We start from the raw sequence: 20488 nt of genomic DNA, 5'->3' as shown, positions 1-20488 counted from the left end.
ATGGCCAATCCCTATGCCGGAGAGGTGACGCTGACCGTGAATGGTGAGCGTCACGCCATGAAGCTGACGCTTGGCGCATTGGCCGAGCTGGAGGCGGATCTGGGTGCGGAATCCCTGATCGCGGTGGTGGATCGCTTTGAGGCGGGCCGCTACCGGGTGCGCGATGTGATGCTTCTGCTGAATGCAGGGCTGCGCGGCGGGGGCTGGAGCGGTCAGCTCGAGGATCTTGCCCATGCCGAGATCGAGGGCGGTCCGGTCCACGCGGCGCGCAGTGCCGCGATGCTGCTCGCGCGGGCCTTTGCGGTGCCGCAAGGGGCGGGCACGCCATGACCGAATTCGACTGGCCTGGATTGATGCGGCTTGGCCTGACCGGGCTCAAGCTCAAACCCCACGAGTTTTGGGCGCTGACGCCAGTCGAACTCCTTCTGATGCTTGGGGCCGATGGGGGCGGGGACGCGCCTCTGGGGCGCGCGCGTCTGGAAGAATTGGTCCGGGAGTTCCCGGACAGGACGGAGGACACCGAAGATGACGGATTTTGATGAGATCGAAGGCTTCGATGCGCGGATGGCCGAGCTGGAGCAGACGCTCGGCGATGCCACGGCGGTCGCCAGCGCCTTCGATGCCGAGATGACGCGGGTGCGTGACAGCATGCTTTATACCGAGCGTGAAGCAGCCTCTCTGGGCACCAGCATCGGGGGCGGGCTGCGGCGCGCTTTTGACGGGTTGGCCTTTGACGGGCTGAAGCTGTCGGATGCCCTGAAGACCGTCGCCCAGTCGATGGTGGATGCCGCCTATAACACCGCGATGAAGCCCGTGCAGCAGGCGCTGGGCAACACGCTATCCTCTGGGATCAACAGCGTGCTGTCAACGGCGTTCGGGTTCTCCCACGGGGGCAGCTTTTCCCAAGGTCGCGTGATGCCCTTCGCCAAGGGCGGTGTTGTGACCTCGCCGACGACCTTTCCCATGAAAGGAGCCACGGGCCTGATGGGCGAGGCGGGGCCGGAGGCGATCATGCCACTTGCGCGCGGTGCCGATGGGCGTCTGGGCGTGCGGGCCAACGGCATGGGCACGTCGCGCCCGGTGCAGGTGGTGATGAATATCTCCACCCCGGATGTAGAGAGCTTCCGCCGGTCGCGCAGCCAGCTGGCCGCCGATATGGGCCGCGCGCTGACCCTTGGTCAGCGGAACCGATAGGAACCCGACATGCAATTTCATGAAGTGAGATTTCCCGCCAATCTGAGCTTTGGCTCCACCGGCGGGCCCGAGCGGCGCACGGAGATCGTGACGCTCGCCAACGGGTTTGAAGAGCGCAACACGCCCTGGTCCCAGTCCCGTCGTCGCTACGACGCGGGTGTTGGGATGCGGTCTTTGGATGACATCGAGCAGCTCATCGGCTTTTTCGAGGCGCGACAGGGTCAGATGTACGGGTTCCGCTGGAAAGACTGGTCCGACTTCAAAAGCTGCGCGCCGTCGCAGGATGTGACGTTCGATGACCAGGTCATTGGCAGCGGCGATGGCGAGACCACCGCGTTTCAGCTCGTCAAGAGCTATCGGTCCGGAAGCCAGTCCTATGGCCGTGTGATCTCGAAGCCGGTGATCGGCTCGGTCCGCGCCGGAGTGGACGGGGTCGCCCTGTCCGAGGGTGTTCACTACGAGATTGATACGGCGCAGGGTCTTGTCATCTTCACCGATGCGCCGGCCACAGGGGCCTCTGTCACGGCGGGCTTCGAGTTTGACGTGCCGGTGCGGTTCGACACGGACCGGATCCAGACCTCGGTCGCGTCGTTCCAGGCGGGGGATATCCCCTCGGTGCCGGTTGTGGAGCTACGGGTATGAGCGGGGCGGAGAGCGCGCTGCTCGCGCATCTGGCCACCGGGCTGACCACTGTGTGCCGGTGTTGGCGTGTGTCGCGTCTCGATGGCGTTGTGTTCGGCTTCACCGATCATGACCTGCCCCTCAGCTTTGACGGGACGACGTTTGTGGCAGATTCCGGGCTCTCGGCGGCGGCCTTGCAGCAATCCACCGGTCTGTCCGTGGACAATTCCGAGGCCGTGGGCGCTCTGTCGGACATGGCGATCTCGGAAGAGGACATTCGCGCCGGACGCTTTGATGGTGCACGGGTTGAGATCTGGCTGGTCAACTGGAGCAACCCCGATGAGCGCGCCGTGCAGTTTCGCGGCATGATCGGAGAGGTGCAGCAGATTGACGGTGCCTTCCGGGCTGAGCTGCGCGGGTTGACCGAGCTGTTGAACCAGCCCCATGGCCGTGTTTACCAGCGCGACTGTACCGCTGTGCTGGGCGATGCCAATTGTGCCCTGGATGTCAGTGATCCCAAGTTTTCGGTCGAGGCGGAAGTCACGGCGCAAAGCGAGGGTCGTGTATTCTCCTTTGCCCCTCTCGAGGCGTTTGATCTGAGCTGGTTCGAGCGCGGGCGGTTCATCGTGCTCAGCGGGGCTGCGGCGGGTCTCCATGCGCTGATCAAGAATGACCGCTGGCTGGATGGTCGTCGGGACATCGAGGTTTGGGAAGCGATTGGCCAGGCTGTGGTGCCGGGAGATCGTGTGAAGCTGATCGCCGGGTGCGACAAGCGTCAGGAAACCTGTCGCTTCAAGTTCCAGAACATCGAGAACTTTCAGGGATTTCCGTTCATCCCGGGGGATGACTGGCTTGTCAGCTACCCTGTTCAAGGCGGACAGAATGATGGTGGGAGCCTGCGCGGATGACCACCTCTGATCGTATCGTTCAGGAGGCCCGACTTTGGCTGGGCACGCCTTATATCCACCAAGGCTCTGTGCGCGGGGCCGGTGCGGATTGCCTGGGCCTGTTGCGCGGGGTGTGGCGCGGGGTCTATGGCGCGGAGCCGGAAGAGGTGCCGCCCTATACCGCCGATTGGTCTGAGCCCCAGAGGGAAGAGATCCTCTGGGAAGGTGCCAAGCGGCATCTGCGCGAAAAGGGTGTGGACGATGTCGCCATCGGTGATGTCCTGCTCTTTCGCATGCGCGCGGCCGGGGTGGCCAAGCATCTGGGCATCCAGTCCCGGACTGGGGCCTCGCCGCGCTTTATCCACGCATATTCCGGGCATGGGGTGACGGAAAGTCCGCTTTCGGCGCCATGGGCGCGCCGGATCGCGGCGCGCTTTGCCTTTCCCGAAGGAGACTGAACATGGCCACACTTGTCTTATCCGCGGCCGGGGCGGCCATTGGCTCCTCCATTGGTGGCGCGGCGTTTGGCCTGTCGGCGACGGTGATCGGGCGCGCGATCGGGGCGACCCTCGGGCAGGCGATCGACCAGCGTGTGCTGGGCAGCGGCTCTGCGGCGGTTGAGACCGGGCGGATCGACCGGTTCCGGATCTCGAATGCCAGTGAAGGCGATGTGATCCCGGTGATCCATGGCAAGATGCGGGTGGCCGGTCAGGTCATCTGGGCGTCGCGCTTTCAGGAGACATCGACCTCACGCGGGGGCGGCAAGGGCTCGCCCGCGCGTCCCAAGGTGACGAACTATACCTATACGGTCAGCCTGGCCATTGCCCTGTGCGAAGGCGAGATCCAGAGCGTGGGTCGCATCTGGGCCGATGGGGTCGAGATCTCGCAGAGCGATCTGAACCTGCGGATCTATACCGGCGCGGCGGACCAGAGCATCGACCCGAAGATCGAAGCTGTCGAGGGCGGTGGCGTGCCAGCATTTCGCGGCACGGCCTATGTGCTGATCGAGGATCTTGATCTCGGCCAGTATGGCAACCGTGTCCCACAATTCAGCTTCGAGGTGTATCGTCCTGCGCAGCCGGAGAACGCGGACTTGCCCTTGGCGGCCCGTGTTCCGGGCGTCGCGATGATCCCGGGCACCGGTGAATACGCGTTGGCCACGACCCCTGTGCATTGGAGCGAAGGGCCGGGCGCCAATACCTCGATCAATATCAACTCCCCGGCTGGGGACACGGATTTCAACGTCTCTCTTCGGAACCTCGAGCGGGATTTGCCTGCCTGCGAGTCCGTCTCGCTGGTCGTGAGCTGGTTTGGTGATGATCTGCGCTGTGACACCTGTACGCTGCGTCCCAAGGTGGATCAGAAGCGGTTTGACGGTGTCCAGATGCCCTATCGGGTGGGCAACCGGTCGCGCTATGACCTGCAGGAGATCGTGCGGATCGACGAGGCGCAGATCTATGGTGGCACGCCTTGCGATCAATCCGTGATCGAGGCGATCCGGAAGCTCCGCGAGACCGGCAAGAGTGTTGTTTTCTATCCCTTTATCCTGATGGACCAGGTGCCGGACAACACGTTACCCGACCCCTATAGCGGCGGTGAGGGGCAGCCTGTGCTGCCTTGGCGGGGGCGGATCACGACCTCGCTGGCACCGCAGGTTGAGGGCTCGCCCGATGGCACCGTGGCGGCGGAAGCCGAGGTCGCGGCGTTCTTTGGCAATGCCTCTAGATCGAGCATGTCCGTTGCTGGAAATGGTGTGTCTTGGAGCTCGGTCGATTGGAAATACCGTCATTTCATCCTGCACTACGCGACGCTTTGTGCCGCGGCGGGTGGGGTGGACTCCTTTTGCATCGGGTCGGAGATGCGGGCCCTGACCCAGATCCGGGGGGCCGATAACTCCTTCCCAGCGGTCGAAGCTCTGCGCGCCTTGGCGGCAGATGTCCGCGCGATCCTCGGGCCTGATACCAAGATTGGCTACGCGGCGGATTGGTCAGAGTATTTCGGCTACCACCCGCAGGATGGTTCTGGCGATGTGTTCTTCCATCTCGACCCGCTCTGGGCGGATGACGACATCAACTTCATTGGGATCGACAATTACATGCCGTTGTCGGACTGGCGGGCGGGTATCGATCACTTGGATGCCAGCTATGGCAGCATCTATGATCAGGCGTATCTGCAAGCCGGGGTGGCTGGTGGCGAGGGCTATGACTGGTTCTACGCCTCTCAGTCCGATCGGAATGCCCAAGTCCGGACGCCCATCGAGGATGGGTTGGCCGACGAGCCCTGGGTCTTTCGCTACAAGGACCTGGAAGGCTGGTGGCGCAACACCCACCACAACCGCGTCGGCGGCGTGCGGTCTTCTGCACCGACGGCCTGGGTGCCGCAGAGCAAGCCCTTCTGGTTCACGGAGATCGGCTGTGCCGCAATCGACAAAGGGACCAATCAGCCGAACAAGTTTATCGACTTGCGGTCATCGGAATCCGCGCGGCCCCGTTACTCCGATGGGCGGCGCGATGACCTGATCCAGCATGCCTATTACGAGGCGATCCTGAGCTATTGGAACAGGCCGGAAAACAACCCGATCTCGACGGAGTATGGTGGACAGATGCTCGACACCGGGCGGATCCATGCCTGGGCCTGGGACGCTCGGCCTTGGCCAGCCTTTCCGAACAACAGCACCCTTTGGGCAGATTCTCCGAACTATGCCCGCGGGCATTGGATCGGAGGGCGGATCACAGCCCAATCCTTGCCCGAAGTAGTACGCGAGATTTGCAATACCTCGGGCGTGACAGAGGTGGATACCTCAGAGCTCTTTGGCTTGGTGCGCGGGTTTATCGTTGATGAGATCTCCAGCGCGCGGGCGGCGCTTCAGCCGCTGATGCTTGCCCATGGGTTCGAGGTGGTTGAGAAGGCGGGGCAGCTGGTCTTCCGCAGTCGTCGTGAAGAGGCTCCGGCGGAGATTGATCCGGAGCGGTTGGCGCTCGAAGGGGAGACTGATGGTGTCCTGCAACTAACGCGCGCGCCGGATGCGGAACTCGCGGGACGGGTGCAGCTAAGATATCTCGAAGAGGGCGGCGATTACACGACCCGCTCGGCTGAAGCGGTTTTCCCCGATGACACCTCGCAATCCGTGTCCCAGTCGAGCTTTCCAATGTCGCTCACCTATTCCGAGGGCAAGGCGATCGTGGAGCGTTGGCTCGCGGAGTCGCGGGTGGCGCGGGATACGGCGCGATTTGCCCTGCCGCTCTCTCGGTCGGATGTGACGGCTGGAGACACGATTGAGTTGCTTGGCGCAGAAGGCGCTCCGGCGCTTTATCGGGTTGATCGGTTGGAAGAGGGGCTCGTCCGGAGCCTCGATGCCGTGCGCGTGTCAGGCGCTGTCTACACGCCCAGTGACTCGGTTGAGGAACTGCCACCTGCCCGCAGCTTCGCGGCGCCGGTGCCGGTCTATCCGGTCTTCCTGGACCTCCCTTTGATCACAGGGGATGAGGTCGAGCACGCGCCGCGCCTGGCGATCACGGCCAAACCGTGGCCGGGCAGTGTCGCGGTCTATAGCTCGCCCGAGGATGCCGGATATGAATTGGACCGGTTCATGGGAGATCCCGCCACACTTGGTGTGACGCAGACCGTGTTGGAGCAGGCTGCGCCGGGTGTCTGGGATCGTGGACCTGCCTTGCGTGTGAAGCTGACCACCGGACAGCTGGCCTCGGCTAGTCCCGAGGCGGTGCTGCGGGGCGCGAACCTCATGGCAATCGGTTCCGGGGAACCGGGCGGCTGGGAGCTGTTCCAGTTCGCCGAGGTCACGCCAGTGGATCCGGGGGTCTATGACCTGACCATGCGGTTGCGTGGTCAGCAGGGATCGGATGCGGATATGCGCGAAGCTTGGCCGGAAGGCAGTCTGGTCGTGTTGTTGACGGAAGCGGTGGAGCAGATCTCGCTCTCATCCCAATCCCTCGGCTTGCCGCGGCATTTCCGGATCGGTCCTGCGCAACGACCGATTGACGATCCGAGCTTTGTCTATCTCGCGCCGACCTTTGCAGGGATCGGACAGCGACCCTATGCGCCCGCGCATCTTAGTGCGGAGGTAATCGCAAGCGGGCTGGCGGTTACATTCATCCGCCGCACACGGATCGATGGAGATCGGTGGGACCTCAACGAGGTGCCGCTCGGCGAGAACCGCGAGCAATACATCCTTCGTGTCAAATCGATGGAGGATGAGGTGCAGCGCGAGGTGACCCTCAGCGAGCCGCGCTGGGTCTACACAACGGAAATGCAGGCTTCGGATGGGCTTTCGGCGCCCTTCATCATCGAGGTCGCACAGGTTTCGGACCGCTTCGGGCCGGGCGCAATTGGAAGGATGATCTTCGATGGTTAAGAGCGCAAATCTTGAACTGCCACTCGTTGAAGCGGCGCAGGCGCAAAAGCACGTGACGGTGAATGAAAGCCTGATCCGATTGGATGCGGTGGCGCAGCTTGTGCTGCAGTCGATCACCGAGACCACTCCGCCGAGCGATGCGGAAGAAGGCGCGGTCTATGCGGTTCCCGCCGGGGCGCAGCCGCCTTGGAACGCCGCAACCGGGTTGCTGGCCGTGCGCAGCAATGGCGGTTGGGAGTACATCACGCCGCGGGAAGGCTGGCAGGCCTGGATCCGGGACGCGCAGGGCGTGTTTCTGTTTGATGGCATAGACTGGGTTGCTCAGAGCACCACCGGCGCCGTTGGGCCGCAGCTCAAGACCTTGAGCTTTGATCAAGAAATCACGGCAGGCAGCAGCGTGGCGACCAGCGCTCTGATCCCGGCCAATGCCTCGGTGATTGGTGTCACGGGGCGGGTGATTTCCGAGATCACGGGGGATCTGACCTCCTGGCGGTTGGGAGTGAATACGTCCGACAACCGCTACGGGTCAGGTCTTGGGACTGGGCTGAATGGCTATGTTCACGGGCTGACGGGGTCGCCGCTGACCTATTACAGCGCGACGCCTTTGCAGTTGACCGCTGAAGGCGGTGATTTCGCCGGGGGGACCGTGCGGCTCGTCGTGCATATGATCGAGCTGGGCATTCCTGCACCGGTCTGATGCCTCCGGTCAGCCTTGAGGATCTGGTGGTGATCGCCGGTCGATTGCCTGCTCTCTCGCGCCCATCCAAACACGCGTTGTGCCTCGAGTTGTTCGAGGCACGGCATAACCGGCACAAGGTCCGCAAGAAACTGGGACCGAAAGCGGCCGCGCGTGCGGGTTTGCGTGGAGTTCCGACGGGGCCGGATTTGGCAGCGCATCACGGGCTTCACCGAGGGTTGACGGACGAAGTGCTCGAGAACTTTTCTATTGTAGTCAATGCTTTGTCCGACTGGCGCAGGCTGCAGGCCGCGCGAGGCGGCGTCTGTCTTTCTTTGGGGTCCTTGTATGGTGAGGGCAAACTGCCTAAACCATAGGAGAGACAGTCCCGGAGATCGCGTTATGCCAGAAACGTCGAAAACCCTGAAATCCATTGATCCTGTCTGGGATCGGATCGGTGATGAAGCGCGTCTGGCGGTTCAGGACGAACCGCTTTTGGGCGGCTTGGTGCATTCCAGCATCCTGCATCACGCGACGTTTGAGGACGCGCTGTCCTTTCGGATCGCATTGAAGTTGTCCTCGGGCGAGATGTCCGAGCAGATGATGCGCGAGTTAGCCGATGCGGCGTATCGCGACGATCCGGCTTTGGGCGTTGCAGCGCGCGCGGATGTGGTTGCGGTCTATGAGCGCGACCCGGCCTGCCATCGGTTCCTGCAGCCACTGCTCTTTTACAAAGGGTTCCAAGCGGTTCAGGCGTATCGGGTGGGCCATTGGCTATACCGGCAGGGGCGCCGGGATCTGGCCTATTTCGTCCAGATGCGCGTGAGCGAAGTGTTCGGCGTCGATATCCATCCGGCAGCGCGGATCGGGCAGGGGATCATGATTGATCACGCCCATTCCATCGTCATCGGTGAAACCGCTGTTGTGGGCGACAATGTCTCAATGCTGCACTCGGTGACCCTGGGCGGCACCGGCAAGGAAGATGATGACCGGCATCCGAAAATTGGTGACGGTGTTCTGATCGGAGCCGGGGCCCATGTGTTGGGCAACATCTCGATCGGTTATTGCTCGCGGATCGCGGCGGGCTCTGTCGTTTTGCACGATGTGCCGCCTTGCAAGACGGTGGCAGGCGTTCCGGCGAAGATCGTCGGGGAGGCCGGGTGTTCCCAGCCTTCCGTGACCATGGATCAGTTGCTCGGCGCGTCCTAGCTTAGGCGAGCATGAGCAACGGGGCCTCGAGGCCTTGCACGATGGAGCCCAGAAGCTCTGCACCGACAGAGCCGTCAATGACACGGTGATCCACTGAGAGCGTTAGATCCATCACCGTGGCTGTGCCCAAGGCGCCGTCCTCTGAGATATGAGGGCGCTTGGTGCCCGCACCGACGGCGAGGATCGCGCTATGGGGCGGATTGATGACCGCGTCGAAATTCTCAATCCCGAACATGCCAAGGTTCGAGATCGCGAAGGAGCCACCGGAATATTCCGCGGGTGCAAGTTTGCGGTCGCGGGCACGGGAGGCGAGGTCTTTCATCTGTTCCGAGAGGGCGGAGATCGATTTCTGATCTGCGTTCTGGATCACAGGGGTGAAGAGACCACCTTCGATGGCCACTGCCACGGCGACATCGGAGCGTTCGAATTGCAGGATCCGGTCTTCTGCCCAGATCGCATTGGCGGCCGGCACGGTTTGCAGCGCGTTGGCGCAAGCCTTGATCACAAAATCATTGACGCTGAGCTTGCGGCCGGTTGTGGCGAGTTGCGCGTTCAGGTCGCTGCGCAGCTTCAGCAACGCATCAAGGCGGACGGAGCGGCGCAGGTAGAAATGCGGGATGCTCTGTTTGGCTTCGGTCAGGCGGGCTGCAATGGTCTTGCGCATGCCATCCAGCGCCACTTCGCTGAAGGGGCGATCGGCATAGGCTGCGGCCACATCGGATTTCGGGGCTACCGCGGCAGGAGCCGCTGCCGGTGCCGCGTTTTGAGCTGTCGTTGCGGGGGCAGTGCTGGGGGCCGGGCCTGCGGCTTCGGCGGCGATCACGTCGGCCTTTACGATCCGCCCATGGGGACCTGTCCCTGCGACCTGCGCGAGATCGAGCCCGGCTTGAGCGGCGAGACGCTTGGCAAGGGGGCTGGCGAAGACGCGGTCTCCAGATTTGGGGGGCGGTGCTTTGGCAGCCACGGGTGCGGCAGCCGCCGTTGCAGGCGCGGCCACTGGAGCTTGCGGCGCGGGGGCAGGGCTGTCGGTTAGCTCTTCACCCTCTTCGAGCAGGATTGCGATAGGTGTGTTGACGGCGACTTCGTCCGTGCCTGCCGCAACGAGCAACTTGCCGATCACGCCCTCATCGACGGCTTCGAACTCCATGGTCGCCTTGTCGGTCTCGATCTCTGCCAGAAGATCCCCGGCAGACACCTGATCCCCTTCTTTCACAAGCCACTTGGCGAGGGTGCCGTCCTCCATCGTAGGTGACAGGGCAGGCATCAAAATCTCAGTTGCCATCGTCTCTCTCCCGTCAGCGATAGGTCACGGCGTGAACCGCAGCGATCACTTCGTCAGTGGTCACCAGCGCGAGCTTCTCAAGATTGGCCGCATAGGGCATGGGCACATCCTTGCCGGTCAGGTTGATGACGGGCGCGTCGAGATAGTCGAAGGCTTCCTGCATCAGAACGGCGGAGATGTGGTTGCCGATGGAGGCGACCGGGAAGCCCTCTTCAATCGTCACGCAGCGGTTGGTCTTCTGCACGGAGGCGATCACAGTCTCCGTATCCAGTGGGCGGAGGGTCCGCAGATCGATGACTTCGGCGCTAATCCCGTCCTTGGCGAGGCGATCGGCGGCTTCGAGCGCGTAGGTCATGCCGATCCCGAAGCTCACCAGCGTCACATCAGAACCTTCGCGCCAGACCCGCGCTTTGCCAAACGGCACGGTGTAGTCGTCTAGCATAGGCACTTCGAAAGAGCGGCCATAGAGGATCTCGTTTTCCAGGAAGATCACCGGGTTCGGGTCGCGGATTGCGGATTTCAGCAGCCCCTTCGCGTCGGAGGCGGAGTAGGGCATTGCCACCTTGAGGCCTGGAATGTGGGCGTACCACGCGGCGTAGTCCTGGCTGTGCTGCGCGGCGACGCGGGCTGCGGCCCCGTTCGGTCCGCGGAAGACGATAGGGCATCCCATCTGGCCACCGGACATATAGAGCGTCTTGGCTGCTGAATTGATAATTTGATCAATGGCTTGCATGGCGAAGTTGAACGTCATGAACTCGACGATCGGGTTCAGCCCGCCAAAAGCGGCGCCCACGGCGAGCCCGGCAAATCCATGCTCCGTGATCGGCGTGTCGATCACGCGACGCGAGCCGAACTCTTCCAGCAGACCCTGGCTGATCTTGTAGGCGCCCTGGTACTCGGCGACCTCTTCCCCCATCAGAAACACGTTCTCATTGCCGCGCATCTCTTCGGCCATGGCATCGCGGAGGGCCTCGCGCACGGTCATGGATTTCATTTGCGTGCCGGGCGGCAGGTCAGGCTCGTCCGGGATGACGATCTTGGCCGGTGTGACGGGCGCCGCGGCTGGGGTCTCGGCCGGTGCATCCGCAACTGCTGCCGGAGCAGAAGGCAATTCGGTCAGCGTCTCGCCATCCTCAATCAGCACCGCAATCGGCGTGTTGACGGCCACATTATCGGTGCCTGCGGCGACGAGCAGCTTGCCAACGACGCCGTCATCGACAGCTTCGAATTCCATGGTGGCCTTGTCAGTCTCGATCTCGGCGAGAATATCGCCCGAGGAGACGGCGTCGCCTTCTTTCACGAGCCATTTCGCGAGCGTGCCTTCTTCCATGGTGGGCGAGAGGGCGGGCATCAGAATTTCAGTGGACATGCGTTCCTCCTCTCTCACAGCTCTGCATAGATGTCGGTCCAGAGCTCGGAGACATCCGGCTCGGGACTGGTCTTGGAGAACTCGGCTGAGGCGTTCACGATGGCCTTTATGTCTTTGTCGATGGCCTTGAGGTCATCCTCCGCCGCGTGACCGCCGCTCAGCAGCATCTCGCGCACATGCTCGATTGCGTCCCGTTGCTCGCGCATCTTCTGAACCTCTTCGCGGGTCCGGTACTTGGCGGGATCGGACATGGAGTGGCCGCGATAGCGATAGGTTTTGACCTCTAGGATATAGGGGCCCTTGCCCGCGCGGCAGTGGGCGACCGCCTTCTCTCCTGCGGCTTTCACGGCCAGCACATCCATGCCGTCGACTTCCTCGCCGGGGATGCCATAGGCTGCGCCTCGCTCCCACAGGGACGGGGATTTGGTCGAGCGCGCCACGGAGGTCCCCATGGCGTATTGATTGTTTTCAATGACAAACACCACGGGCAGCATCCAGAGCTCGGCCATGTTGTAGGTCTCATAGACCTGACCCTGATTGGCCGCGCCGTCGCCGAAATAGGCGAAGGTCACCCGGTCATTGCCCTTGTACTTGTCGGAGAAGGCAAGGCCCGCGCCAATGGGCACCTGCGCACCCACGATGCCATGGCCGCCATAGAAATGCTTCTCTTTCGAGAACATGTGCATGGAGCCGCCCTTGCCCTTAGAATAGCCGCCCTCGCGCCCGGTGAGTTCGGCCATCACGCCGTTGGGATCCATCCCGCAGGCCAGCATATGGCCATGGTCGCGGTAGCTGGTGACCAGCTTGTCGCCCTCGCTGGCCGCGGCTTCGAGCCCGACGACCACCGCTTCCTGACCGATATAGAGATGGCAAAACCCGCCGATCAGGCCCATGCCATAGAGCTGACCTGCCTTCTCTTCGAAGCGGCGGATCAGCAGCATCTGGCGGTAGTATTCCAGAAGCTCTTCCTTAGAGACGTTGGATTTCTTCGCAGCACGGCGTGCAGCCATGGTCGCTCCTCCCAGATGCGGCCTCGGATAGTTTAGAGTTAAACTAAGATACTCTCCGCGCGCGGTCAATCGAGCCCGCATAGGACCAAAGGGTCAGCGGATAATGACCTCATTGGGGCGCGCATAGCCGAGGATCTTGCGAGCCTGCTCGTCCAGCAGATCCAGATCGAGATAGCCGTCAGACAGACGCTGGGTGCGGTTCTTCAGATCATCGAGCTCAAGCTGCAGCGTGGCCAACTCGGTGCGCAGCCGGGTTTCCTCGGCTTCGATCTGCACCCGGTTGAACAGCCCGTAATCGCCCTGCACCGCGTGAAAGACGAAATAGGTGCCCACCAGAAAAGCCCCCAATGTCACGAGGGCGCCATGGATGGCGGATCGTTTCTGGCGGTTGGTCATTGCTGCCTCATCTCCGCGTCTGACGCGCGGTGGCAGCACAATGGCACAGGCGCGACTCTGTGTGAATCCCCTAACGGCAAAAAGCCGCGCCCAGGTCAAGTTCTAGGTCAAGTTCTTGTGAGATCAGCCCGCGATGGAGGCCGCGTGGATCCCGTCAATGGTCTCGGCGATGGTGACGTTGAATGCATCATCGCTCTGCTGCGCCGAAAGCCCCTCGGTCAGCGCACGAGAGAACGACGCGATCACGCCGGTGTTCTGCGACAGAAGACCATTCGCTTCTTCCCGGCTATAGCCACCGGAGAGGGCGACGACCTTCATCACCTTCGGGTGCTCGACCAGTGACAGATACTGGTTCGCCTTGGTCGGCAAGCTCAGCTTGAGCATGATCTGCTGACCCTCGGGGACGCTGTCGAGATGGGCGGTGATTTCGGCCAGCAACATGTCCTCGGCCTCGGCCTTGTCCGCGATGGTGATCGTGACTTCCGGCTCCAGGATCGGGATCAACCCGTGGGACAGCACCTGCGCGCCGACCTCGAATTGCTGGGCGACGATCGCTTTGATGCCCTCGGCATCGGCGGCAGAGATCACCGAGCGTTCCTTGGTGCCGAAGATGCCCATCTTGGCGGCCCGTGCCAGCAGGTCGTCGAGACCCGGCATCGGCTTCATCAGCTGGACGCCATTGGCCTCAGCCTCAAGCCCCTTGTCGATCTTCAGGAAGGGCACGACGCCCTTGTCTTCCCACAGAAAGCTCGGCGCCGGCTTGCCGCCAAACTCGCGATCCATGGTCATCTCGAAGAGGATCGCGCCGATCACCTTCTCGCCGGTAAAGGCCGGGGCCGCGACGATCCGCGCGCGCATCCCGTGGATCAGGTCGAACATCTCGGCCTCGGAACCATAGGCATCCTCTTCGACACCATAGAGCCGCAGGGCCTTGGGGGTGGAGCCACCCGACTGGTCGAGGGCAGCGATAAAGCCTTGGCCGGAACGAATCTGGTCAACTTGAGACATGGGGGGAACTCCGCGGAAATCAGGATGCTTGATCCGGATCTATCTGAGCCCGGATCAAGCTGCAATTCTGCTCGCGCTAACAGTGGCGCAATAGCTCAGGCTGTTAACCTTCCAGGGCGGCGACGCCGGGCAGGGTTTTGCCCTCCATCCACTCAAGGAATGCGCCCCCGGCGGTGGAGATATAGGTGAACTTCTCGGCCGCGCCCGCCTGGTTGAGGGCCGCGACCGTGTCACCGCCCCCGGCCACGGTGACGAGATTGCCCGCCGCTGTCGCCTCCGCCGCCGCGAGGGCCGCGGCGTTGGTGGCTGTATCGAAGGGCGCAATCTCAAACGCACCGAGCGGGCCGTTCCAGATCAGTGTCTTGGCCTTGGCAAAGACCTCCGCCACCGCCGCCACGGTCTCGGGCCCCGCATCGAGGATCATCGCATCGCTCGGGCAGGCATCAGCGGGCAGGGTCTCGGATGCGGCGCCAGCCTTGAATTCCCGCGCGACCACGATGTCCTTGGGCAGGTGGATGGTGCAGCCTGCGCCCTCGGCCTTGGCGAGGATCTCCCGCGCGGTGTCGGCCATGTCATGCTCGGCCAGCGACGCGCCCACATCAATGCCTTGCGCGGCGAGGAAGGTATTGGCCATCCCTCCGCCGATCACCAGATCATCGACCTTCTCCACCAGATTGCCCAAAAGCTCGAGCTTGGTGGACACCTTCGCCCCACCGACAACGGCGACAACCGGGCGGACCGGATCGCCAAGCGCCGATTGCAGTGCTTCCAGTTCGGCCTGCATCAACCGACCGGCGCAGGAGGGCAGGCGCCGCGCAACCCCTTCGGTGGAGGCATGGGCCCGGTGCGCCGCGGAGAAGGCGTCGTTGCAATAGATATCGCCGAGGCTCGCGAGGAAATCCGCCATCTGCGGATCGTTCTTTTCCTCCCCGGCGGCAAAGCGCGTGTTCTCAACGAGTACGACGCTGCCTGCGGGCAGGGCCTCCAGCGCATCACGCGAGGGGCGCTCCACAAAGGTCACAGCCTGACCCAGCGCCTCTTCCAGCGCGGGCTGGACGATCCGCAGGGACATCTCCGGCACGACCTGACCCTTGGGCCGTCCGAAATGCGCCAACAGCACCGGCACCCCGCCCTTGGCCAGAATATCCTTCAGGGTCGGGATGATCCGCGTGATCCGCGTGGCGTCGGTCACCTGACCATCGGCCACGGGCACATTGATATCCACCCGGGTCAGAACGATCTTGCCGTCCAGATCCATGTCATCGAGGGTTTTCCAGCTCATATCGGCCTCCATCTGCACTTGCGCTCGTTCTGCCAGAGCCATGGCAAAGGTCAACCTGTCGCCGCGTCGCGCAGGCCAGCCCGGCGCGCCGGTGTGCCTTTGCCGTTCCAGCCTGCTCATGCGTTTGTGGGGTTTCCCATCCGGCACGCGCCGCCTAGGTTGCGCGGGACAGATGCAGGAGGATGCCAGATGGCTGAGATCAAAGACCCCGAAAACACAATTCTGATGGAGCTCAAGGACGGAACCGTCACCATCGAGCTCTTGCCCGATGTGGCCCCGAAACATGCCGAGCGCATGAAAGAGCTGGCCCGCGCCGGTGCCTATGACAGCGTGGTCTTCCACCGGGTGATCGATGGCTTCATGGCCCAGACCGGCGATGTGGCCAATGGCAACGCCGCCAAGGATTTCAACATCCGCATGGCGGGCACGGGCGGCTCGGACCTGCCGAACCTGCCGGCGGAGTTCTCCTCGCTGCCCCATGATCGTGGCACACTAGGCGCGGCGCGCTCGGCCAACCCGGACAGCGCGAATTCGCAGTTCTTCATCAATTTCTCGGACAACCATTTCCTGAACGGGCAATACACGGTCTATGGCCGCGTCATCGAGGGGATGGAGCATGTGGACAAGATCGTCCGGGGCGAGCCGCCGATGAACCCGGATCAGATGATCTCCGTCAAGGTGGCCGCCGATGCGTAGTCTCGCCCTGGCCCTCAGCCTGCTGGCGAGCCCTGCGCTCGCCACCGGGCTGCAGATCGAGGTCGCGGGGGAGGCCAATGGCACGATCACCATCGACCTGCGCGAGGACCTCGCCCCGCAGCATGTGGAACAGATCACGGCGCTGGCGGCCGAAGGCGCCTATAACGACGTGGTGTTCCACCGCGTGATCGACGGCTTCATGGCCCAGACAGGGGATGTGGAACATGGCAAGCTCGGCGCGGATATGCGCCGCGCGGGCACCGGCGGCTCGAGCCGTCCGGACCTGCCTGCCGAGTTCAGCGATATGCCCTATGACCGCGGCGTGGTCGGCATGGCCCGGGCGCAGAACCCGAACTCCGCCAACTCGCAGTTTTTCATCATGTTCGACGCAGGCCATTTCCTGAATGGTCAGTATACGGTCGTCGGTGTGGTCACCGAGGGCATGGATGTGGTCGACGCGATCAAGCGCGGCGAGGGTCGCAACGGCGCCGTGATCGGCGAACCGGATCGCATGGTGACAGTCACCGTCACGGAGTAGGCGCACCGAACGCCCCGTCTTTATCAAATTGTTACAACGCCCCCGTACCCCGGGGGCGTTAACCATTTGAGGGACAGGTTCATGCTTCGGATTTCATTGATCGCACTCTTGGCGGCGGGCGCCCTGAGCAGCGCAGCCCATGCGGATTGCTCGGCTGTGTCAGGCATCTCCGCGGGAGATACCGTGACCTGCGACGCCGTTTCCGTGCTCGACGGTCCCGATGCGGTCGAGACCCGGGGCATCGAGGATGGAAGCGACGACATCACGATCAATGTGCTCACCGGAGCCGTTCTCGACACCACGGGCAATGGTGACCGGACCATCAACCTCAAGGACAGCGCGAACAGTACCGTGACCAATGACGGTACGATCCTGTCCGGGGATGAGGGGATCCAGGGCGGCGATGCGCTCAAGGTCATCAACCGCGGACTGGTTGAGGCCGTCGAGAAGGCCATCGACGCCAATGGTGATGATGTAGAGGTAGAGAACGCCGCGGGTGCCCGTATCACTTCCAGCACGAATGAAGGGATCGAGACCGGCGATGGGGCGAAGATTGTCAACTTCGGGATCGTCGAGGCCTTTGATGACGCCATTCAGATGGGCGAGGATGCGGTGATCGAGAATTACGGGATCATCCGCAACACCCAGTTGGATGCGGATATCGTCGGTGATGTGGAGGCGCAGGATGCCATCGACATCGATTCCGGCACCGTGCGGAACTTTGCCGGAGCCGAGATCACCTCTCGGACCAATGCGGCCATCGACTTCGATCCGGGCGCCGGTCCCTCGCTGATCGAGAATGCGGGCCTGATCGCGGGCACCCTCGCGGTCACCGTGGATGAGGCCGATGACGCGGCTCAGGAGATCGTCAATTCCGGCATCCTGCAAGGCAGCTCCGGTGTCGCGGTCGATCTCGGGATGGGGGATGACATGGTCGCCCTGAAAGCGTCGAGCATCGTGATGGGCGACATCCTTCTGGGCGATGATGCGGATATGCTGATCTTCGAGGGGACGGGCTTTGCCGGGCTTTCGGGCGCGGATCTCTATTCCGGTGGGGATGATCTGGACATGGTGATCTTCGCGGATTTCGCCGCGATGGACATTTTCGATGTGGTGGTCTCGGGCCTCAATGTGGAGCTCTCCCTGCTCAGCGGTGGCGACAGCCTTGAGGTGACGCTGACTCAGTTCGAGCAGTTCAAGTTCGGCACGGGTAGCACCCAGACGGTTCTGGGTTTTGAGGATCTGGTTGAGCTTGCCGCGATCCCGCTGCCTGCGGCGGGGCTCTTGCTGCTCGGGGGCTTGGGGCTGCTCGGGGCGGCGCGGTCCCGGCGGATCCGGGCCTGACGCACCTTGCGTCACCTTGCCGTGAGGCGGGGTAGCGAGAACCGGTTTCGATTGGCACCTTGGGCGCATCTGACAGGAGGGCTCAAGGTGCTTAAACAATTGACGGCTGCAATTGCGGCGACCTGCCTTTGGAGTGGGGCGGCTCTGGCCGATCCGCAATTCTGGAAACAAGAATGGCCAAACACGGATTTCTCGATCTCGTCGGTGCCCTTTGTCGAGATCCTCTCCGGCGGGCCGCCCAAGGACGGAATTCCGGCGCTGAGCGATCCGAGCTTTCTCTCCGTGGATGCGGAAAGCCGCCTGGGGGCGATGGAGCCCGTGATCGCCGTGGAGCTTGGGGATGCGACGCCCCGGGCCTATCCGATCCGCTACCTGACCTGGCATGAGATCGTGAATGACGAGGTGGACGGGCAACCCATCGCGGTGACCTTCTGTCCGCTCTGTAACTCGGCGATCACCTTTGACCGGCGCGTGAATGGGCAGGTCCTGACCCTCGGGGTCAGTGGCAAGCTGCGCAAGTCGGACATGGTGATGTATGACCGTGAAACCGAGAGCTGGTGGCAGCAGGCCATTGGCGAAGGGATTGTCGGCGTGCAGACCGGGGAAGTCCTGACGCAGTTGCCGACCTGGATGGAGAGCTGGGAGGCGTTCTCGACCCGCAATCCCGATGGTTTGGTCATGGATGAGCCGCCCTGGCGGCGCGATTATGGCCGTAATCCTTATGAGAACTATGACAGTTCTCACCGCCCGTTCCTCTATTCCGGAGATCCGCCGCCCCACGGCATCCCCGCGCTTGCCCGGGTGATCCGTGTTGGCGATCGCGCCTGGCCGCTGGAGCGGCTGCGCGTGGCCGAGGAGGTGACCGAGGCCGGGGTGACGATCAGCTGGAAGGCGGGCAAGGCTTCGGCGCTGGACAGTTCGCGGATCGCCGATGGCCGCGATGTGGGTGCGATCCGCGTGCGGGACGCCGAGGGGCAGGATCTGCCCCATGATGTGATGTTCGCCTTTGCCTATGACGCGTTTTGGCCCGAGGGCGAATGGATGCTCGGCGACGGGTGATCCAAAGGCGCGGGCTGACGCCCGCAAGACATGTTTTGGGGCGCGGGCTGAGAGGTCCGCGCCCTTTTTGCGGGCCGGGCTGTTCGAGTGGCTGGGGGAGTGGGGAGCGCGCGGAAGCTATGTGCCTCCGGCACTGCGGCGTCACCGATGGTTCTGAGCGGGCAGGCTGCACGGGGTGATCTTGCTGAGAGAGCCGATTTGAGGTGTTGCGCGAAGGGGGATAGGGCGCGCCTTTGGAGGGGGCGCGCCGAGTGCCTTTAGCGGTCGAGCTTGATCAGCGCGTGGCGCTTCTTGCCGGCGCTGAGCTTGATCGGGCTGGCGAGCCGGGCCGCGTCGATCATGAGGCCCGCATCGGAGAGGGGCGCGTCGTCGAGTTTTGCGCCATTCTCGGCGATCAGGCGCTTGGCCTCCTTGCCGGATTTCGCGAGCCCCGAACGGGTAATCAGCTGCACGATGGAGATCCCGTCGCCGATCTCCTCCGCCGTCAGGCTCAGGGTCGGCAGGTCGTCGCCCATACCACCTTTCTCGAAAACCTCGCGGGCCGTGGCTTCGGCCGTCGCAGCCGCCTCCGCCCCATGGGCGAGGGTGGTCACCGCGTTCGCGAGCGCGATCTTGGCGCTGTTGATCTCGGCCCCATCGAGCGCGCCGAGCCGGGCGCATTCCTCCAGCGGCAGCTCCGTGTAGAGCTTGAGGAAGCGTTCCACATCCGCATCGTTGGTGTTGCGCCAGAACTGCCAGAATTCATAGGGCGAGAGCATATCCGGATTCAGCCAGATCGCGCCGGATTGGGACTTGCCCATCTTCTTGCCGTCCGAGGTGGTCAGGAGCGGCGAGGTCAGACCGAACACCTCCTCGTCGAGGATCCGCCGGGTCAGGTCGATCCCGTTGACGATATTGCCCCATTGATCCGAGCCGCCCATCTGCAACCGGCAGCCATAGCGGCGCTGCAGCTCCATAAAGTCATAGGCCTGCAGGATCATGTAGTTGAACTCGAGAAAGCTTAAGGATTGCTCCCGATCGAGGCGGGATTTCACGCTCTCGAAGCTGAGCATGCGGTTGACGCTGAAATGGCGGCCCACATCCCGCAGGAATTCGAGATAGTTCAACCCGTCCAGCCATTCGGCGTTGTTCAGCATCAGCGCATCCGTGGGCGCCTCGCCGAAGCTGACATAGGCTGAGAAGACCTGTTTGATGCCTGCGATATTCGCGTCGATCTGGTCCGGGGTCAGCAGGGGGCGCTCATCGGCGCGAAAGCTCGGATCGCCCACCTTGGTGGTGCCGCCACCCATCAGGACAATCGGCTTGTGGCCGGTCTTTTGCAGCCAGCGCAGCATCATGATCTGGATCAGCGAGCCCACATGGAGCGACTGCGCGGTCGCATCAAAGCCGATATAGGCTGGCACCACGCCCGTGCTCAGGGCCTCGTCCAGCGCCTGATAATCGGTGCAATCGGCGAGAAAGCCGCGCTCCATCATCACACGCATGAAGTCGGATTTGGGCTGGTAGGTCATTGCCGGATCGGTCCATCTTGAAGTGTCGCGAGGT

The 20488-nt window shown here is 62.9% G+C and carries 20 protein-coding genes; 13 read left to right on the top strand and 7 right to left on the bottom strand.

Annotated elements, in window-relative coordinates; genetic code table 11:
* The 9 genes from ACP153_RS00165 (at window position 1) to cysE (ending at window position 8959) form a co-directional block, all read left to right on the top strand.
* On the top strand, window positions 1–330 hold the full coding sequence (locus ACP153_RS00165; protein WP_424968944.1) for a gene transfer agent family protein: 330 nt from the start codon (window positions 1–3) through the stop codon (window positions 328–330).
* Complete coding sequence (locus ACP153_RS00160) at window positions 327–539, top strand: rcc01693 family protein (RefSeq protein ID WP_424968943.1); 213 nt, start codon at window positions 327–329, stop codon at window positions 537–539. The genes ACP153_RS00165 and ACP153_RS00160 overlap by 4 nt, the downstream gene beginning before the upstream one ends.
* On the top strand, window positions 526–1194 hold the full coding sequence (locus tag ACP153_RS00155) for a phage tail tape measure protein (protein WP_424968942.1): 669 nt from the start codon (window positions 526–528) through the stop codon (window positions 1192–1194). The genes ACP153_RS00160 and ACP153_RS00155 overlap by 14 nt, the downstream gene beginning before the upstream one ends.
* A gap of 9 nt (window positions 1195–1203) precedes the next feature.
* The gene (locus tag ACP153_RS00150) at window positions 1204–1836 is read left to right on the top strand and encodes a phage distal tail protein, Rcc01695 family (RefSeq protein WP_424968941.1); all 633 of its coding nucleotides are present in this window, start codon (window positions 1204–1206) and stop codon (window positions 1834–1836) included.
* On the top strand, window positions 1833–2723 hold the full coding sequence (locus tag ACP153_RS00145) for a DUF2163 domain-containing protein (RefSeq protein ID WP_424968940.1): 891 nt from the start codon (window positions 1833–1835) through the stop codon (window positions 2721–2723). The genes ACP153_RS00150 and ACP153_RS00145 overlap by 4 nt, the downstream gene beginning before the upstream one ends.
* Complete coding sequence (locus ACP153_RS00140) at window positions 2720–3160, top strand: NlpC/P60 family protein (RefSeq protein WP_424968939.1); 441 nt, start codon at window positions 2720–2722, stop codon at window positions 3158–3160. The genes ACP153_RS00145 and ACP153_RS00140 overlap by 4 nt, the downstream gene beginning before the upstream one ends.
* A 2-nt stretch (window positions 3161–3162) precedes the next feature.
* Window positions 3163–7074: a baseplate multidomain protein megatron gene (locus ACP153_RS00135; protein ID WP_424968938.1), complete on the top strand. Its 3912-nt coding sequence runs from the start codon at window positions 3163–3165 to the stop codon at window positions 7072–7074.
* Window positions 7067–7771, top strand: coding sequence for a DUF2793 domain-containing protein (locus ACP153_RS00130; protein WP_424968937.1), 705 nt, complete (start codon window positions 7067–7069; stop codon window positions 7769–7771). The genes ACP153_RS00135 and ACP153_RS00130 overlap by 8 nt, the downstream gene beginning before the upstream one ends.
* A 381-nt stretch (window positions 7772–8152) precedes the next feature.
* Window positions 8153–8959 (top strand): serine O-acetyltransferase, encoded by an 807-nt coding sequence (gene cysE, locus ACP153_RS00125; protein ID WP_424968936.1) that lies wholly within the window; start codon window positions 8153–8155, stop codon window positions 8957–8959.
* A gap of 1 nt (window position 8960) precedes the next feature.
* Here cysE and ACP153_RS00120 read toward each other — a convergent pair whose 3' ends face one another.
* The 6 genes from ACP153_RS00120 to ACP153_RS00095 all read right to left on the bottom strand — a co-directional run bounded on the left by ACP153_RS00120 (window position 8961) and on the right by ACP153_RS00095 (window position 15306).
* Window positions 8961–10241: a pyruvate dehydrogenase complex dihydrolipoamide acetyltransferase gene (locus ACP153_RS00120; protein ID WP_424968935.1), complete on the bottom strand. Its 1281-nt coding sequence runs from the start codon at window positions 10239–10241 to the stop codon at window positions 8961–8963.
* Between the two features lie 13 nt (window positions 10242–10254).
* The gene (locus ACP153_RS00115) at window positions 10255–11610 is read right to left on the bottom strand and encodes a pyruvate dehydrogenase complex E1 component subunit beta (protein WP_424968934.1); all 1356 of its coding nucleotides are present in this window, start codon (window positions 11608–11610) and stop codon (window positions 10255–10257) included.
* A gap of 14 nt (window positions 11611–11624) precedes the next feature.
* The gene (gene pdhA / locus ACP153_RS00110) at window positions 11625–12620 is read right to left on the bottom strand and encodes a pyruvate dehydrogenase (acetyl-transferring) E1 component subunit alpha (RefSeq protein ID WP_424968933.1); all 996 of its coding nucleotides are present in this window, start codon (window positions 12618–12620) and stop codon (window positions 11625–11627) included.
* Window positions 12621–12713: 93 nt separating this feature from the next.
* Window positions 12714–13016, bottom strand: coding sequence for an FtsB family cell division protein (locus tag ACP153_RS00105; protein WP_424968932.1), 303 nt, complete (start codon window positions 13014–13016; stop codon window positions 12714–12716).
* A gap of 123 nt (window positions 13017–13139) precedes the next feature.
* Window positions 13140–14024, bottom strand: a complete 885-nt coding sequence (locus ACP153_RS00100; protein ID WP_424968931.1) for a fructose bisphosphate aldolase — start codon at window positions 14022–14024, stop codon at window positions 13140–13142.
* Window positions 14025–14127: 103 nt separating this feature from the next.
* Window positions 14128–15306, bottom strand: a complete 1179-nt coding sequence (locus ACP153_RS00095; protein WP_424968930.1) for a phosphoglycerate kinase — start codon at window positions 15304–15306, stop codon at window positions 14128–14130.
* Window positions 15307–15495: 189 nt separating this feature from the next.
* Here ACP153_RS00095 and ACP153_RS00090 point away from each other — a divergent pair, with 189 nt between their 5' ends.
* From ACP153_RS00090 to ACP153_RS00075, 4 genes are all read left to right on the top strand, one after another.
* Window positions 15496–16002, top strand: a complete 507-nt coding sequence (locus tag ACP153_RS00090; RefSeq protein WP_424968929.1) for a peptidylprolyl isomerase — start codon at window positions 15496–15498, stop codon at window positions 16000–16002.
* The gene (locus ACP153_RS00085) at window positions 15995–16540 is read left to right on the top strand and encodes a peptidylprolyl isomerase (protein WP_424968928.1); all 546 of its coding nucleotides are present in this window, start codon (window positions 15995–15997) and stop codon (window positions 16538–16540) included. The genes ACP153_RS00090 and ACP153_RS00085 overlap by 8 nt, the downstream gene beginning before the upstream one ends.
* 81 nt (window positions 16541–16621) lie before the next feature.
* A complete protein-coding gene (locus ACP153_RS00080; RefSeq protein ID WP_424968927.1) occupies window positions 16622–17884 on the top strand; it encodes a hypothetical protein in 1263 nt (420 codons plus the stop codon).
* Between the two features lie 87 nt (window positions 17885–17971).
* A complete protein-coding gene (locus ACP153_RS00075; RefSeq protein ID WP_424968926.1) occupies window positions 17972–18943 on the top strand; it encodes a DUF3179 domain-containing protein in 972 nt (323 codons plus the stop codon).
* A gap of 257 nt (window positions 18944–19200) precedes the next feature.
* Here ACP153_RS00075 and tyrS read toward each other — a convergent pair whose 3' ends face one another.
* Window positions 19201–20454 carry a tyrosine--tRNA ligase gene (tyrS, locus tag ACP153_RS00070; protein WP_424968925.1) on the bottom strand — a complete coding sequence of 418 codons (1254 nt, stop codon included), beginning with the start codon at window positions 20452–20454 and terminating at the stop codon, window positions 19201–19203.
* Window positions 20455–20488 lie beyond the last annotated feature (34 nt).

The organism is Dinoroseobacter sp. S76 (assembly GCF_049801095.1).
Lineage (GTDB): Bacteria > Pseudomonadota > Alphaproteobacteria > Rhodobacterales > Rhodobacteraceae > Dinoroseobacter.
The sequence above is the reverse complement of the archived record's forward strand: the minus strand, read 5'-3'. Positions and strand labels throughout refer to the sequence as shown.